Source organism: Pseudoalteromonas nanhaiensis (genome assembly GCF_051235485.1).
In the GTDB taxonomy this organism is placed as follows: Bacteria; Pseudomonadota; Gammaproteobacteria; order Enterobacterales; family Alteromonadaceae; genus Pseudoalteromonas; species Pseudoalteromonas lipolytica_C.
This window is the reverse complement of the sequence record NZ_JBPNYQ010000010.1, coordinates 38,126-55,302: the sequence shown is the minus strand read 5'-3', so window position 1 is coordinate 55,302 and position 17,177 is coordinate 38,126. Positions and strand designations below refer to the sequence as shown.

Here is a 17,177-nt window from a genome sequence, read left to right as displayed (position 1 = left end):
ATCTTAAAAGGTGCTAGGCCTATGAATGATAGTATTTTCGATAGCTTTATTCCTACTTATTACGCAATTGGTTGAACGTTTATGAAAAACACATCTTTATCTCTAGCTGTACTGTGCGCATTAACGCTAAGTAACTACAGTGTGGCAAATAACACAGAAACTCACTACTTTAACCAAAATGCCCTTAATAGTGATACCGAAGGAAACTTTCCTGCAACCGTACTTTTTGCTCAAAATTCAATAACGCCTTCTCTAAATAAGATCGAAGACGATATTCAACCTCATTTAGTAGCGCAAAGAAAAACCATGTTGATGTTCAAGCCACATCAAGAATTAGCAAATGACTCTCAAATTATCTTAAGTGTGCTTGATAGCAACGATACCCTCGTGTATCAAACGTTTATGCGCTCGCCTGATGCCTTTACTAAACCCTTTGGTTATGATGATAATTCTGTTAACTATTCTGATAACACTTTTTCGAGCATTCTGCCGGCATCAGTTATTCAGCCGAACATTCACTTTGCGTTTGAGCTAGGCGATAAGTCAAGTAAACTAAATAACGTCAAAGTTGGTGCAAGCACAAGTCTTATAATTAATACTATTGATGTAGGCTTGCTTACTCCTTATCGAGACAAGTTCACTTTTCAACACGATGCTGATTTACATCGCCAGTACTTTCAGCAAGTCCCTATTACTAAGCTATCTGTAAATAATTTTGAACCGCTGCATTTAACCGAAGTGATGATGCCTGACGGCCGCCTGTTGACTGACTCAGATCCAAGTAAAGGGGGAATTTACTCTGGCGATATGCGCCATTTAATTGCTAAAAACCTACTGTCGCATGGTATCAATAATGCTAATTATGGTATCAATGCGTCTGGTATCGGTGGTCCGACAGCACACCCGTATAGTGCAGCACAAGTAACCGCCCATAATGCTATTGGTAAGTACGATAATGGTATCTTTGTTCACGGTTTATCAGGTGGTGCGGGCATGGTGACACTGTATAAATCTGTTGGTAATGAATTTAGTCACGAGTTAGGACATAACTTCGGTTTAGGCCATTACCCTGGCGGCGAACATGGAGTATTAAATCGCCCCGCCGATGAACGTAATTCAACTTGGGGTTGGGATGGCGACTTAGATAAATTTATACCAAACTTTTCACCTAAGTTATCGTATAAAGACCGCTGTTATAAACAGACCTGTATTGCTGCATTTAATGGTCATCAATATGGCACAGGCTCTATGTCTGGTGGTGGGCCAATGTACAGCGAGTACAACAAATACACGCTACATACTCCATACGAGTTGCAACATATACAACGCTTTTTAGAAAACAAAGCACATTTTGATAGCAGCAGCAAAACTGGGTTTAGTAAATGGGATCCGCTGACTCAATCAATGCAACCTTGGAACAATACAGTCTTAGATACCAATACACTGCGCTTGGTTAATCGCACTCCTTATAAGCAAGATGTTCCAATCACAACAATCATCGGTTTTTACGATCCTGAACAACAGCTACAAAGCTTTATTTACCCTGCACTTCACGGTGCTTCAGGCGCCGTCTATAAAGACAGCTTCTCTTCATCAAGCTGTAAGTTAATTGTCAAAACCCAAAAAGCAGGGAATAAAACCTTCAACCTACCTGCAACACGATTAACAACAGGTAAAATGAATAAGATCCACATCAATCTAGAGGCAACTTCAGTACCAACTAGCGCTTCTGTGTACTGCGACTCAAACCTACTGGTATGGCAAGAGCTAGAACCTGCAAAACAAAACTTACCAGCCTCAGTTATCACTACTCAAGAGAAGCCAAAAGCCTGTATTGTAAACATAGAAACAAACGAAGAGTTTTGTCTACAGGATGGACAAAAAGCAAGCTCTCTTCCCGCTTTTGTAAGTCGAAAGCCTGTTTATGTGAGAGCACCACAAGGTTTACAGGTTATGTTATCTGACTATGGAAACTTATCTTATAACCGCATTGCGACTTTTAATGGCACCGTTGAAAATAACAAACTGAAAAATGTTTTAGCAAAAAATGGACAATATTTAGATTTCTCTAAGCCACGCTCTATGCGCGTATTTAGCTCTGAGGAGCCTTTAGGTTGCATTGTAAGCTTGCTAGATCAAAGTGAATACTGCTTAAAAGCAAATGAACGCTCAAACTACAGGCTACCTGCTTATATCAATAAACATCCTGTATACGTTAAAGCAGCGCCAGGAGTAGCAGTGACTCTTTCTGATTGGCCGAATCTATCTTATCGCCATACAGCTACATTCACTGAAAATACCAGCCATCAAGATTTGCAAAATGTAAAAGCCGATAACGGTCAATACCTTAACTTTTCTAGGCCGGCTTCAATGAGAGTCGTTGCAAACTAAAGCAACAAAAAGGCCTGCAATTGCAGGCCTTGTATTTTACTCTATTACTTCACTTGGCGACTCATCACTATCATCAGTTTGAGTCATTTCAACCACAGCTTCATCAACCCGCTGTAGACCGCGTGGTAATTTGTTACCTCGTCTACCCCGTTCACCATGATAATGCTCAAGATCAGACGGTTTAAGTGTCAGTTTTCGTTTACCTGCATGCAGGGTTACGCTACTGCCCTCTGGCACCACAGCAAGTACTTTTACAAACTCTTCACGAGCTTGTACTTTCGCACTTGGGATAGAAATAATCTTATTCCCTTTACCTTTACTTAACTTAGGTAAGTCACGCAGTGGGAATAACAACATTCGGCCTTCATTAGAAATTGCCATACAGTAGTCTGTCGCTACATCAGTCACTCTAATTGGCGCGAGTAATTCACCGCCCTTAGGAACACTAACAAGCGCTTTACCGTTTTTGTTCTTACTCACTAAATCTTTAAAGTCGCTAATAAAGCCATAACCTGCATCTGAAGCCATTAACAATACTTGGTTGTCTTCAGCCATCACCACATGCTCAAAATTGGCACCAGAACTTAGGTTAAAGCGCCCTGTCATTGGTTCACCTTGACTACGAGCTGAAGGTAAACTGTGCGCATCGGTAGCAAAAGCGCGACCACTTGAGTCTAAGAACACTGCTGGCTGATTACTCTTACCTCGCGCCGAGGCTTTATAGCTGTCGCCAGACTTATAACTTAGCCCTTCAACATCTAAATCATGGCCTTTACCAACACGTGCCCAGCCTTTTTCAGATAACACAACTGTAACTGACTCAGAAGGAATAAGATCTTTTTCGCTTAGTGCTTTTGCTTCTACACGTTCAACGACTGGTGAGCGGCGATCATCACCGTACATTTCAGCGGCTTCTTGGATTTCTTTTTTCATCAACGTCGACATACGACGCTCAGAACCCAGAATTTGCTCTAACTTGTCACGTTCAAGCGCAAGCTCATCTTGCTCACCTTTAATCTTAAATTCTTCAAGTTTTGCTAAATGACGTAGCTTTAATTCTAAAATTGCTTCGGCTTGAATATCGGTAATACCAAAGCGCTCCATTAATACGGGCTTTGGTTTATCTTCAGTGCGAATAATTTCGATGACTTCGTCGATATTTAAAAAGGCAGTTAATAAACCTTCTAAAATATGCAAGCGTGCTAACACTTTATCTAAGCGGTATTGTAAACGGCGACGAACAGTTTCACGACGGAACGTTAACCACTCAGTTAAGATACTACGTAAGTCTTTAACTTGCGGACGACCATCAAGGCCAAGCATGTTTAAGTTTACGCGGTAGTTCTTTTCTAAATCGGTGGTTGCAAACAGGTGTGCCATTAATGGCTCAGCCTTGATGCGGTTCGAACGCGGTACAATCACGATACGAGTTGGATTTTCGTGATCTGATTCGTCACGTAAATCGGCAACCATCGGTAACTTTTTAGCGTTCATTTGTGCAGCTATTTGCTCAAGTACTTTTGCACCTGAACACTGATGAGGTAGCGCTGTAATTACAATATCACCGTGCTCTTCAGTGTAAATTGCACGCATCTTGATAGAGCCACGTCCGGTTTGATAAATCTTACGAATATCATCCTTCGGAGTGATTATCTCAGCTTCTGTTGGATAGTCAGGGGCATGCACTAACTCAAGCAGCTCTTCGATTTCAGCTTTTGGTTTATCAAGCAGTAAACAACAGGCACTGGCAACTTCTCGCACGTTGTGTGGTGGAATATCCGTTGCCATACCAACCGCGATACCAGTCACACCATTGAGCAAAATGTGCGGTAAGCGCGCTGGCAATACCATTGGCTCATCCAGTGTGCCATCAAAGTTTGCGGTCCAATCAACAGTACCTTGGCCGAGCTCTTTTAATAAAACTTCAGAGAACTTAGATAAACGCGCTTCGGTATAACGCATCGCCGCAAATGACTTAGGATCGTCCGCGGCACCCCAGTTACCTTGGCCGTCCACCAGCGGGTAACGATAAGAAAACGGCTGAGCCATCAACACCATGGCTTCATAACAAGCACTATCACCATGGGGATGGTATTTACCAAGTACATCACCAACAGTACGCGCAGATTTTTTATACTTAGCTTGCGCCGATAACCCAAGCTCGCTCATTGCATAAATGATACGACGCTGTACAGGCTTTAGACCATCACCCACATGCGGTAAGGCGCGGTCCATAATGACGTACATTGAGTAGTTTAAGTAGGCGTCTTCAGTAAAACGCCCCATTGTTTGTTGTTCTATGCCCTGCATCAGCAAGGTATCAGTATCACTCATTAACGCTTACCTATTTTTTCTTTGCGCTAACACGATAAATCACGTTAGCAAAGTCGTCTGAGATCAATAAGCTGCCATCTGCAAGTTCTGCAAAGGCAACTGGGCGACCAAATGTTTCTTCATTTTGCATAAACCCTGTAACGAACGGAGTGTATTGGGTAATACGACCTTGTTCAACGTTCGCTAACATCACTCTGTAACCCGATTTTTTACTGCGGTTCCAAGAGCCATGCTCAGCAACAAATAGTTGCTCTTTGTATTTCGCAGGGAACTGTTTGCCGTTATAAAAATGAATACCAAGAGGTGCCACGTGCGCACCAAGTGCAAGCGCAGGTGACTTGTAATCAGCAATGCTCTTACCTTGACCAAACTCAGGGTCTAAAATGGCACCTGCATGTACATAAGGGAAACCATAATGTGCCCCTTCTTCACCTTCACCTACACGGTTGATTTCGCAAGGAGGCATATCATCGCCCATCATGTCACGGCCATTATCACTAAACCAAAATGCATTGGTAGTTGGGTGATAATCAAAACCAACTGAGTTACGAACGCCTTTGGCGATTGTTTTAATTTCTTTTGTATCAACATCTAACGAAAAGATACGACCATATTTGTCGTCTTCTGCACAAATGTTACATGGCACACCCACAGGCACAATTAGCTCACCGGTTGGCGCAAAGCTAATGAACTTCCAGCCATGATGACGATCGGTTGGGAATTTATCGTAAACGACTTCAAATTTAGGGTCTTTTAGGTTTTTATCGATATCTTTAAAACGGATGATACGCGACACTTCTGCCACATATAAATCACCATCTTTAACAGCTAATCCCGAAGGCATTTCAAGGCCTGTGGCGATAACCATTTTTCTATCGGCAACGCCATCACTATTATGATCTATTAATGCATATACATTGCCCGCTTTTCGTGAACCAGCATACACGATGCCTCTTTTTGACACGGCAATCTGGCGCGCATTTTCAACGTCATCAGCAAACAAGCTGATAGTAAATCCATCAGCTACAGTGAGTTTATCAAGAATATCTTTGGCCATTACCGGCGCTGACAACAAGCTCAGCGATAATAATGAGGTCAGTATTTTTTTCATTTTTCTTGCCCTTTCATTCGTTCAACTACCTTAACTAAACTTGTGCGCGGTTACCGTGATCTTCTAACCACTGGCGACGGTCTGATGAACGTTTCTTTGCAAGTAACATATCCATCATCTCCATCGTTTGCTCCTCTTCGTCCAGCGTTAATTGCACTAGACGACGCGTATTTGGATCCATAGTGGTTTCACGTAATTGTAGTGGGTTCATTTCACCCAACCCTTTAAAGCGTTGAACATTGACCTTACCACGTTTCTTCTCGGCCTCAATGCGCGCTAAAATACCGTTCTTTTCGTCTTCATCAAGGGCGTAGTAAACCTCTTTACCAATGTCGATACGAAATAGCGGCGGCATAGCTACGTACACATGGCCTTGTTTGATAAGCGATGGAAAGTGACGAACAAACAGCGCACAAAGCAAGGTAGCAATGTGTAATCCATCCGAGTCAGCATCGGCCAAGATACAAATTTTGTTATAACGCAAACCAGATAAATCACTCGAATCTGGGTCTATACCTAGTGCCACAGAGATATCATGCACCTCTTGCGACGCTAAAATCTGACCCGACTCCACTTCCCAGGTATTTAAGATTTTACCGCGCAGCGGCATGATTGCTTGGAATTCACGGTCACGCGCTTGTTTTGCTGAACCACCCGCAGAGTCACCCTCTACTAAAAACAGTTCAGTGCGGTCATTATCTTGCGCGCTACAATCGGTTAATTTACCTGGTAATGCGGGGCCAGAAGTAATGCGCTTACGCACAACTTTTTTGGCGGCACGTAAACGGCGCTGTGCATTTGAGATACATAGCTCAGCTAATAATTCTGCCGTTTCTGTGTGCTCGTTTAGCCATAAGCTAAATGAATCTTTTACTACACCAGAAACAAATGCTGCACATGAACGTGAAGATAGCTTTTCTTTGGTTTGACCAGCGAACTGTGGGTCTTGCATTTTTACCGACAACACATAGCTACAGCGCTCCCAGATATCATCTGGCGTTAGCTTTACGCCACGCGGTAATAGGTTTCTGAATTCACAGAATTCACGCATTGCTTCAAGTAAGCCTTGGCGTAAGCCATTGACGTGTGTACCGCCTTGGGCAGTAGGGATTAAGTTTACATAACTTTCAGCGATTGACTCACCGCCTTCAGGTAACCATACCACAGCCCAATCAGCGCCTTCTGTAGAGCTAGAAAATTCACCTATAAATGGGTCTTTTGGCAGTACTTCAAAACCTTTAACAGCTTCATTTAAGTAATCTTTTAAACCTGTTTCGTAATACCACTCTTGGCTTTCTTTGGTTTGCTTATTGGTAAACTTAATACGCAGGCCTGGGCATAATACTGCTTTGGCTTTTAGCAAATGATTAAGCTTAGTAATAGAGAAGTTAGCTGAGTCAAAATAGCTGGCATCAGGCCAAAAACGCACAGTTGTACCTGTATTACGCTTACCCACAGTACCAATGACGTTAAGGTCTTCAACCTTGTCACCGTTCTCAAAAGCCATACGAAATTGCTGTGCATCACGGCGCACGGTTACTTCAACACGAGTCGATAGCGCATTTACAACCGAAATACCTACCCCGTGTAGACCACCCGAAAACTGATAGTTTTTATTTGAGAACTTACCACCGGCATGTAGCTTGGTAAAAATAAGTTCCACACCCGGAATACCTTCTTCTGGGTGAATATCAATTGGCATACCACGGCCATCATCAATAACTTCAAGTGAGTTATCTTCATGAAGAATAACATCAATTTTTGTTGCATGACCTGCCATTGCTTCGTCGACACTGTTATCGATAACCTCTTGACCTAAGTGGTTAGGACGAACCGTGTCGGTATACATACCTGGGCGGCGTTTTACGGGCTCTAACCCGTTTAAGACTTCAATTGCTTCGGCGTTATAATTTTGCTGACTCATAGTTTTTATATCTTTTATGCGCTTAGCTATGTTTTACGTGATTTTAAGAAAATCTACAATACTTGCAAAGGTTTGTTCGAAGCCGATAAAACTATGATCGCCTCCAAATTCAACGTGTTGCTTACACTGAGAATAATAGTTAACCGCCTGCTGAAAAGGCAGTACTTCATCGCCCGTTTGCTGTAGCAAATAAAGCAATGAAGGAGTGTCTAATTGCGGCAAATATAAACTGCGCAATGCATCCATGTGACGAGTACCAAGTTCGTAATGACTATCTTGATACGGGTTATAATTTTGCCCTAAATAGTTATTGAGTAACTCAAATGGGCGAACCGCAGGGTTAATCACCACCGCAGGTATCGAATAACGTTGCGACAGATAGGTCGCATAAAAACCGCCTAATGAACTACCTAGTAATACAGTATCATCATTTAGCAATTGTTCTAATTGTATAATTGCATGTAATGGCTCATGGGTTAATCGCGGCACCTGATAATCAACATCGAATTGCGCCATATGTTCACCAAAGCGCACGGCTTTGTAAGATTGCTCAGAACTATTAAAGCCATGAATATAAATTACCCGTTTAGCCATACTACATCCGTGCTTAACTGCAATTTTTGTTGTGCATCAACATTTAAGTTGATGACACGAAATGCGGGGCCTAAATCGTCTTGCTGCCATGCCATCGTGTGCTTGGTAAATTGTATCGAGCTGGCTGGTGTAGCAAACACGCTAAGATCACGGTAGGTTTGCGTGTATTCATGATGCACATGACCATGAAACACACCAATACACTGCTCACTGTTTACACACATGTTTAAAAACTGTGGACCATTTTCTAGCATATGTTTATCTAAATAAGCTTGAATTGGCAACGGATTATGATGACAAAACACCACGCTTGGAACTTGCCCTATTGCTTGGCTTAATTCATTCAAATGCGTGTGTGTTACCCAACCTGCTGGCGTCGGACCTTTTGAGTTTGCTAAAAGCAGTTGCCCACCTAAAAAAGTAATGCGTTTACTGTTTAAAATTTGCGGGCTTGTAAGCTTTTCATATTCAGCGAGTTCATCATGATTGCCAGGCAACCAAAATACCGGGCAGCTGAGCGCTGAATCTGTAATTAATTTAGCAAAAAGTTGATAAGACTCGCTGCTGTGATCTTGTGTTAAGTCGCCACCAAACACCACACAATCAGCATCTAGCTCAGCAATGGCATGTAAACAGCGCGCAAAATACGCAGCCGTATTCACAGAAAAGTAGTCACCATTAGGTTCTTTAAATAGGTGACAATCAGTTATATGGGCGACTTTCAGTGCTGTTTTATCAAAATGATAGCTGTCACTAAACCAAGCCATTATTTACATCCCAATTTAAAACTGCTCGGCCATTTTCAACACAGGCAACCAACCAGTCATACAAAAAAGCATTAAGCTGATACTTTTCATCTTTTTGATGCATACTCGGATTCGGGTACGCGTATGAGGGCTTGATACGTTGATGAAAATCATGATGAATGATTTCAGCCACTTTCGCATCATGATACATACGGACCGTTAGATATAGAGGCTGTAATGAGCTCAATTGCCCAGTTTCTTGGTTAATAGAAATATCGGTGGTGTATTTAGCCGTATCGTCCACTTTTATCACAAAAGTGCTCTGACCTAACTGAACTTTTCGCTCCTGCCCTACCAAACGCTCACGTGGCAATAATTTTAGTGCACGCGCATAGTTGTGTTCACACAATGTTAAGTACTTGGGTAAACTTTGAATATAGCGCTGTTCGGCAGTGACGTAGGCCAAAATAATCCCCTATTTATTGTTCCAATCAGACAGTATACGTTGCTTATTAAGTGCTAACCACTGTAATGAGATCACAGTTGCAGCGTTATCAATTTCGCCTTGCTCTAAACGTAGCATGGCCTCTTGATATGACATTACATGGGTTTTGATATCTTCATCTTCATTATCTAGACCAAAAAGGCCACCTTGATACCCAGATAAGTCAGTGCGCGCCAAATATAAGTACAAACGCTCAGTCGTACCACCAGGGCTTGAAAGATACGACATCATAAATTCGAGCTCATTAAGTTCAATGCCCGCTTCTTCAAACGCTTCTCGCTTGGCAACCTCTTCGTAGTCAGTACTACCATCAGCCATGCCAGCGATACACTCAAGTAACCAAGGAGACTGCTTTGATGCCATTGCACCAATCCTGATTTGCTCAATAAGCAACACTTGATCAGTAACAGGGTCATAAGGAAGTACAGCTACAGCATGGCCACGCTCTAAAATTTCACGCTTAATCTCCACCGATTTACCACCAGCAAACAGCGCATGATGAAAGCGATACACATTAATTTTAAAAAAACCATCATAAACTCGCTCAATTGGCTTTAACTCTATGTCGTCATGGCTAAATTGTGAGATTGCTGATATTTTCATTCACTATTTCCTGTAAGTATTACGTAAAATTTATCGTCAATTATATTCTGTTACACTTGGACATGTAGATTTACGTAATTTTTTTTTGGTTATTCATTAAAAAAGAGTACCATGTTGGCAGTACGAAATTGTCTAAGGACTGAACAAAAAATGAAAAAAACATTACTCGCTGCGCTGATTGGTTTTTCTAGCGCATTGACTGCAACAGCAAGTAACGCTGAAGACCTACTTCAAGTTTACGAGATCGCAACCGCAAACGATCCTACCGTACTTAAAGCAAAAGCCCAAGCAGATGCGCAAGCCTATGAGAGCGATCGCGCGTTAAGTGCACTATTACCACAAATTGGCTTAAGCCTTGGCTATGAAAAAACCAAGTCGGACCTATACGATGGTAATGATGCTACAGGCTATGCTGGTTATGATTATGACCCTGACGTTTTCAGTCGTGGCCTTAGCTTAAGTCAAACATTGTTCGATTTAGGTGCATGGAACTCACTTGGTATTGCAGAAAAACAAGCATTACAAGCAACTGCACAGTATGACTTTGCACGCCAAGACCTAATCGTTCGTGTTGCTGAAGGTTATTTCAATGTATTAAGCGCCATTGATAACCTTGAGTTCGTACAAGCAGAAAAACGTGCTATCGAACGTCAGTTACAACAAACTAAAGAGCGTTATGCGGTAGGTTTAACTGCGATCACTGACGTTCATGAAGCACAAGCTCAGTTCGATAACTCAGTAGCACAAGAAATTGTCGCTAAAAATAGTGTTGAAACAGCACGTGAGCAACTTCGTGAAATCACAGGTAAATACCACGCTAAGTTAGATGTATTAAATACAGAAACCTTTTCGACGGTTGCACCTAGTAAACAATCAACTGACTTTATAAAAATTGCCGAAGACAACAACTTAAACCTGCAAGTGTCTAAAGTAACGGTTGATATTGCAAAAGACCAAATCGATTTAGCAAAAGCAGGTCACTATCCTAAGCTAACTTTGAACGCGTCTTATGGTGACAGCCTGACAGATTTAAACAGTAATTCACATCAACCACGTGAAGACAGTGCAAAAGTGGGTGTTAACTTCAGCTTACCTATTTATTCAGGTGGAGCAACGACAGCAGCAACAGATCAAGCTCGCGCTTACTATGTTGCAGCAAGCGAAGACTTAGAAGCAAGCCTTCGTGCAGTAACACGCTCAGTGATCACGTCATATAATCAAGTGGTCTCTGACATCGCAACTTACAAAGCACTTCAACAAGCTGTTGTTTCTGCAGAAAGTGCGCTTAAAGCAACTGAAGCAGGCTTTGAAGTTGGTACACGTACTATCGTTGACGTATTGATCAGCACACAAAACCTGTATAACGCAAAAAGTAACTTAGCGAATGTTCGTTACCGTTATGTTGTTTCTACACTACGCTTGAAGCAAGCTGCCGGTACCCTAACTAGCGAAGACCTTATTGCAATTAATCAGGGTTTAAAAGAAATCTAATCATTTCTTCTAATTGAGTCCTTAAATAAAAGCCAGCCTAGCGCTGGCTTTTTGTATTTTTAAAGACATACAGTTAAACTAGCTTTTTTATTTTTAGAGATTTTTTTGTGGTTAGTTCATCTCCGTTTAAAGCGTCTTTTTTAGGCCCACGTTACTGGTTAACTTGGATTGGCGTGTTCTTTTTATATCTTATTTCTTGGTTACCACACAAATTACAACTTGCACTAGGTAAACTACTTGGCCGTTTAGTGCATCGCTTTATGAAACGCCGTCGCCATATCGCTGAGGTCAACATTCGTTTGTGCTTTCCTGATATGCCAGAACATGAACAGCGCGAATTAGTTCGTAAAAATATGGAAAACACCGGTATTGCCATGATGGAAACGGGCATGGCTTGGTGGTGGCCCGAGTGGCGTGTAAAAAAAGTATATGGCTCCATTAAGGGCCTAGAATACTTTGAGCAAATCCAGCAATCAGGAAAAGGGGTATTGTTACTTGTACCGCATATTCTTCATTTAGAAATGGCAAGCCGTGTCATGGGTTTAAAACACCAAGGCATTGGTTTTTATCGCCCTCATAATAATCCTTTGATGGAATACTTTACGACTAATGGGCGCTTACGCTCAAACGAATACTTAATTGGCAAGCGAGATGTAAAGGGTTTACTAAAAGCACTTAAAAATAAAAAAGTGTGCTATTACCTTCCTGATCAAGATTATGGCCATAATCGCTGTGAGTTTGCGCCTTTTTATGCAGTAAAAGAGACAGCAACGACAACAGGGACTTTGCTTTTCGCTAATAGCAAAAACTGCGAAACTGTCAGCCTAACCAGCCGACGTGATGAACAAGGTCGCTACCATTTAGAAGTACTGCCTATTTTGCACGATTTCCCAAGTGGCGATGATCTAAAAGATGTAACACGTGTCAATCAACGAATGGAACAAGCCATAGATAATGCCCCAGAGCAATACATGTGGTTACATCGACGTTTTAAAACGCGCCCTGATAAGAACGCACCTTCTTATTACAAGTAGAGTGACAATTTTTAATTAGTATGTTTTTATTAAGGTAATAAACAACAAGAGTATTAGAAATGTGGTTCTGGGTTAAGCATTTATCATTAGCTTTTATTTTAATTGCTGCTGCAATCTACTTTTTATTCGGTAGCGGTCCGGTATTTGATATGAAAGAAACAAAAAATGCCGCTGCTCAGGGGTTGTCTCGCTTTTATTCTGCGTTACGTAACCAAGTAAACAGCAAAGATAACGAACGTGATAAATACGTTCTCAAGTTACCAACACCTGCAACAAGTTTAGATGTTGCACTATTTGAGCGCGAAAAAGTAGTTGAACCATCGTCACCAAACTGGACCGGCGATATTCAACCGCGCCGCTTTGAAAATGGTAATACGTTAAAAGACGTGCTCTCTGATTATGCCCGTAATGAAGACATTGTACTTTATTGGTATTTAAGTAAAGACTATGTCGTTAAAGATCATTTTCGTGTTGATAGTAATTTTGTTTCAACACTGTATCAGGTTGGCCGTGCCATCAATGACGACTTCGAAAATGAGGTTTATACCTTCTTTTGCTTTAAGCAAAGAGCAGCTGTTATCACTGAGCTCCCCTCTGCTTATGTGCGCGAGAACTGCCGCCGCTTAAAAAGCTAACGGCACTTCTAATACCATTTCGTTAAGTATTATTGCTGTTTGCTATAAATACTTGCTGCCACGCGTTACTAACCAATGCTATGTGCTGAGTTAGCTCAGCACGTGGCGCACAACGACCTTGCTGATCTAAACTCATTACATGATAGCGTGAGCGATAGGTAATATATGCCTCGACTAATTCCTGCTGCATTTGCTCTGTGATACAACCTAAACGTGCAGCATCAGCTAAAATACGCACGTTATCAGACCAAGTAGTTAGCTCTGGATGCTGCATCGCATTATTCAGCACCAAATATTGAGTGATAAACTCAATATCTGTGATACCACCTCTATCTTGTTTTAAATCAAACAGTTCATCATTCCCTTTCGCGAGGTGAGTGCGCATTTTTTCGCGCATCTCGATGACCTCTTTTTTCAGCTTTTCTGTATCACGTGCTTGGCACAACACATCTTTACGGATCGCAGTAAAGCGCTCGTATAATGAAACTTGCCCATAAATCATGCGTGAACGGACTAAAGCTTGGTGTTCCCACGTCCATGCTTGAGTTTGCTGATAGTGATAATAACTTTCTAAATTAATAGCCAGTAAGCCCGATGCCCCTTCGGGACGTAAACGGGTATCAAGTTCATACAAAATGCCAGACGCAGTTCGCGTGTTGAATAAGTGCATTAGTCGCTGCGCGAGCTTTAAATAAAACTGACGTGAATCAATTGATTTATCACCGTCGGTATAACTACTGCCATCGTGATTATGCACAAATACCAGATCAAGATCTGAATCGTAGCCAACTTCAAAGCCACCCGTTTTACCATATGCAATAACTGCAAAGCCCTTTTCTTGATCAGAAGTATTGGCTGGCCGACCAAAGCGCTCAACACAAGCATGCCAGGCAATATTGACCGCTTGCTCTACAATAGCCTCAGCAAGCGCAGTAAGGTGATCGCTAACCTTCATCACACTAAGCACACCGGTTGCATCGGCGGCAGCAATGCGTAACTGATGTGTTTGTTTAAACTGACGAAGTGCTTCCATTTGCAGCTCTAAATCGCCATGTTCTATACGCAAAAAATACTGCCTAATTTCATCTTTGTAAGCAGATAAAGGCGTCGGTTTATAGAGCACCTGAGGATCAATCAGCTCATCGAGTAAGATTGGGTAACGCGAAATATGTTCACCAATCCATTTACTATGACAGCAAAGTGCAACTAGTTGATTTAATGCGCCTGGATTTTCATATAACAGCTCAAGGTAAGCGGTTCGAGAAATAATTTTATTCAGCACTTGGCTTATCATGTTAAATGCTTCGCCACTTGCCTTGGCAACAGTAAGCTGTTTAAGCAACAGTGGCATTAATTTGTCGAGAATATCTCTGCCGCGCGTACCTATTTTTGCCTTCGTTAAGCGCGCTTTAAAGTCTTCAAGCGCCGCTTGCCAGTCAAGGTTAGGCTCGCACATCAAACTAACATCTGTCATCTCCCACGCGCTAATATACTCACTTTCACAGGGATCTGCGCTCTCACTTTCAAAGCCAATGACTTGCTCAAACTCATTATGTACTTCAGCCATCACCTGCTCGATTGCAGCTAGGCAATGGCTAAAATCAGCCTTATTAAGTAAATAACAAAGGCGCTGCTGATTAAGCTCATCATCAGGAAGTGTCTGAGTTTGTTTATCAGCAAAAATTTGTAAATATTGCTCTACACGACGTAATTCTAGGTAGTTCTGTTTTAACAATTGCGCTTCCGTGGATGTCATAACTTGATTATTAACCAGCTCTTTTAGAGCCAACAGTAATGACTGCGTTTGCAAGTTTGCTTCTCGACCACCACGCACCATTTGCAGAGCTTGCACTACAAACTCCACTTCACGAATACCACCTGCACCGAGTTTTATGTTATTGGTTAAACGTTTACGACGAACTTCTTGAGCAATCATATGCTTCATTTTTCTAAGTGACTCAATCACTGAAAAATCAATATAACGCCTGTAAACGAACGGCCTTAACAGTTCGTAAAACTCACTCCAATAGCGATTCTCAGTACCAATTAAACGCCCTTTGAGCATGGCATAGCGTTCCCACTCTCGACCTTGTTCTTGATAATAATCTTCCATAGCATGGAAGCTCATCACCAATGGACCACTTTCGCCAAAAGGCCGCAAACGCATATCTACTCGAAAAACCTGGCCGTTCACTGTTGTCTGGTTAAGCGCCATAATTAACTTTTGCGCTACCTTGGTATAAAAAACTTGAGCTTCAACTGAACGACGACCACCTTGTGTTGCAACATCTCGAGGATAAGAAAAAATGAGATCGATATCCGATGAATAGTTAAGCTCTCTTCCTCCTAACTTTCCCATACCAAGAACCAACATAGGGATGGCATTTCCGTCAGCATCGACTGGGGTGCCGCTTACTTTAGCAACTTGCGCAAAAGCCCATTGATTTGCGCTGTCAATAAGCTGGTTTGCCAGCTCAGAGATATAAGCAATGCTGTCAGCAATTGGGTTTGCACAACACAAGTCTAGATACGCGACTTTCAACCAATATTTTTCACGATATAAACGCAATTTTGCCATTGCTGCTGAATCGTCAAGTTCACTTAGGTCACTGTTACTTAATGGCGACTCTACCACGCGGTAAGCACATTCTGTTTCATCAAGTAACCATGTTCTCAAAGCCGGCTGTGATTGTAAGCAGTGCCAAGCAAAATCACTTAATGATAATAACTTAGCGATATTTTCGTCGACATCTTGATCAGGGTATAAGCTAGTAAAGCGGGTTTGGCCTAACTGTTGAACTGACGTTGGAAGCGGATACGAATTACTCATTAAATACTCTCTTTTAACTTGCCAATAACCGTACTAGAATGATTATCAAAGATTTATTTAGCAGGGATCTGCATGTCATATTTATCATTATCTAACACTAGTTTAGTCGCGATTGCTATTAGTTTTGCGGTTATTTGTATCACCATAGTACTGCTGCGTATCCTAACGCAAATAAAGGCAAAACAAGCCCTTAAAGAAGAACTGGCGCAACATGATAATTTTGCTATGGGAATAAGCTTTGCCAGTGAGATCTTAGTTGTCATTGCTACCATTGCTTACATCTTTGATGAAATAAGTCTAAGCGCGGCTCAATCAAACCCTTTGAAAGTATTGATACTCATTTTTTTATTATTTTCTTTCATTAAGATTGGTCATTTAATACACCGAAAATGGATTTTATATCGCTTTAACGAAGAAGCGGCTATTTTAAAACAGAATGTCTGCGCAGCACTGGTTGATTCAGGCATGCTGATAGCTAACTGTATCATTTGTCTTGGTTTATACAATTGGTCGCATACACAAGGCTTTAGTAGTTTACTTATTGCTACCGTTAGCTTTTTTGTTATACAAGGCATGTTTGCTCTTGATACTAAGATCCGCGAGTACCGCTTTGCAAAAGCCAACCAAGGGGCATCGCTGCAAAGTAATTTCAATTTAGAAAACACATCTATCGGCATACGTTATGCCGGGAAATCGATCGGTCTAGCACTTTCTGGTTACGCTGGTCTTTCCAGTGCATCCTTTATTAGTGGTAAGATGGTAGAAAATTTATTCACTTTAGTATCACATTGTGGTGCTATGTGGGTGTTATTGTATGTTTTGAGCTACATTATTAAATATATTTCCTTACCCAATATTGATACATCTCTGGAAGTTGATCACCAAGATAATATTGGAATTGCGTGTATCGAATTTGCCGTTTTTGGTGCTATAGGCTATTTACTAATTAGTATGTTTTCAATTTGATCAGAAGTGTTTG

General features: G+C 41.6%; 13 protein-coding genes. 5 read left to right on the top strand and 8 right to left on the bottom strand.

Features of this window, described 5'->3' with window-relative positions:
- Positions 1 to 81 precede the first annotated feature (81 nt).
- Positions 82 to 2,391 (top strand): M66 family metalloprotease, encoded by a 2,310-nt coding sequence (locus ACSFVZ_RS10635; RefSeq protein WP_435558822.1) that lies wholly within the window; start codon positions 82 to 84, stop codon positions 2,389 to 2,391.
- Positions 2,392 to 2,427: 36 nt separating this feature from the next.
- Here the strand turns inward: ACSFVZ_RS10635 and parC are convergent, their stop codons facing one another.
- The 7 genes from parC to ACSFVZ_RS10600 are packed head-to-tail and all read right to left on the bottom strand — an operon-like array spanning position 2,428 to position 10,208.
- Positions 2,428 to 4,725 (bottom strand): DNA topoisomerase IV subunit A, encoded by a 2,298-nt coding sequence (gene parC / locus ACSFVZ_RS10630; protein WP_135923627.1) that lies wholly within the window; start codon positions 4,723 to 4,725, stop codon positions 2,428 to 2,430.
- Between the two features lie 10 nt (positions 4,726 to 4,735).
- Positions 4,736 to 5,836: a PQQ-dependent sugar dehydrogenase gene (locus tag ACSFVZ_RS10625; RefSeq protein ID WP_199526099.1), complete on the bottom strand. Its 1,101-nt coding sequence runs from the start codon at positions 5,834 to 5,836 to the stop codon at positions 4,736 to 4,738.
- Positions 5,837 to 5,870: 34 nt separating this feature from the next.
- Positions 5,871 to 7,760 carry a DNA topoisomerase IV subunit B gene (parE, locus tag ACSFVZ_RS10620; protein WP_435558821.1) on the bottom strand — a complete coding sequence of 630 codons (1,890 nt, stop codon included), beginning with the start codon at positions 7,758 to 7,760 and terminating at the stop codon, positions 5,871 to 5,873.
- A gap of 33 nt (positions 7,761 to 7,793) precedes the next feature.
- The gene (locus ACSFVZ_RS10615; protein ID WP_281546552.1) at positions 7,794 to 8,354 is read right to left on the bottom strand and encodes a YqiA/YcfP family alpha/beta fold hydrolase; all 561 of its coding nucleotides are present in this window, start codon (positions 8,352 to 8,354) and stop codon (positions 7,794 to 7,796) included.
- On the bottom strand, positions 8,339 to 9,121 hold the full coding sequence (locus ACSFVZ_RS10610; protein ID WP_435558820.1) for a metallophosphoesterase: 783 nt from the start codon (positions 9,119 to 9,121) through the stop codon (positions 8,339 to 8,341). The genes ACSFVZ_RS10615 and ACSFVZ_RS10610 overlap by 16 nt, the downstream gene beginning before the upstream one ends.
- Positions 9,108 to 9,566, bottom strand: a complete 459-nt coding sequence (locus tag ACSFVZ_RS10605; RefSeq protein WP_135923622.1) for a DUF1249 domain-containing protein — start codon at positions 9,564 to 9,566, stop codon at positions 9,108 to 9,110. Before ACSFVZ_RS10605 ends, ACSFVZ_RS10610 begins: the two co-directional genes overlap by 14 nt.
- Before the next feature lie 9 nt (positions 9,567 to 9,575).
- Positions 9,576 to 10,208 (bottom strand): NUDIX domain-containing protein, encoded by a 633-nt coding sequence (locus ACSFVZ_RS10600; protein WP_135923621.1) that lies wholly within the window; start codon positions 10,206 to 10,208, stop codon positions 9,576 to 9,578.
- Positions 10,209 to 10,358: 150 nt separating this feature from the next.
- Between ACSFVZ_RS10600 and tolC the strand changes: the two genes are divergently transcribed.
- The 3 genes from tolC to ACSFVZ_RS10585 all read left to right on the top strand — a co-directional run bounded on the left by tolC (position 10,359) and on the right by ACSFVZ_RS10585 (position 13,368).
- Positions 10,359 to 11,699 (top strand): outer membrane channel protein TolC, encoded by a 1,341-nt coding sequence (gene tolC / locus ACSFVZ_RS10595; protein ID WP_435558819.1) that lies wholly within the window; start codon positions 10,359 to 10,361, stop codon positions 11,697 to 11,699.
- 107 nt (positions 11,700 to 11,806) lie between these two features.
- Entirely contained in the window at positions 11,807 to 12,733 is a 927-nt protein-coding gene (gene lpxL / locus ACSFVZ_RS10590) for an LpxL/LpxP family Kdo(2)-lipid IV(A) lauroyl/palmitoleoyl acyltransferase (protein ID WP_435558817.1), read from the top strand.
- A gap of 59 nt (positions 12,734 to 12,792) precedes the next feature.
- The gene (locus ACSFVZ_RS10585; RefSeq protein ID WP_135923618.1) at positions 12,793 to 13,368 is read left to right on the top strand and encodes a TcpQ domain-containing protein; all 576 of its coding nucleotides are present in this window, start codon (positions 12,793 to 12,795) and stop codon (positions 13,366 to 13,368) included.
- Between the two features lie 22 nt (positions 13,369 to 13,390).
- Here ACSFVZ_RS10585 and glnE read toward each other — a convergent pair whose 3' ends face one another.
- Positions 13,391 to 16,198: a bifunctional [glutamate--ammonia ligase]-adenylyl-L-tyrosine phosphorylase/[glutamate--ammonia-ligase] adenylyltransferase gene (gene glnE / locus ACSFVZ_RS10580; protein ID WP_435558816.1), complete on the bottom strand. Its 2,808-nt coding sequence runs from the start codon at positions 16,196 to 16,198 to the stop codon at positions 13,391 to 13,393.
- Positions 16,199 to 16,270: 72 nt separating this feature from the next.
- Between glnE and ACSFVZ_RS10575 the strand changes: the two genes are divergently transcribed.
- Positions 16,271 to 17,164 carry a DUF350 domain-containing protein gene (locus tag ACSFVZ_RS10575; protein ID WP_135923616.1) on the top strand — a complete coding sequence of 298 codons (894 nt, stop codon included), beginning with the start codon at positions 16,271 to 16,273 and terminating at the stop codon, positions 17,162 to 17,164.
- Positions 17,165 to 17,177 lie beyond the last annotated feature (13 nt).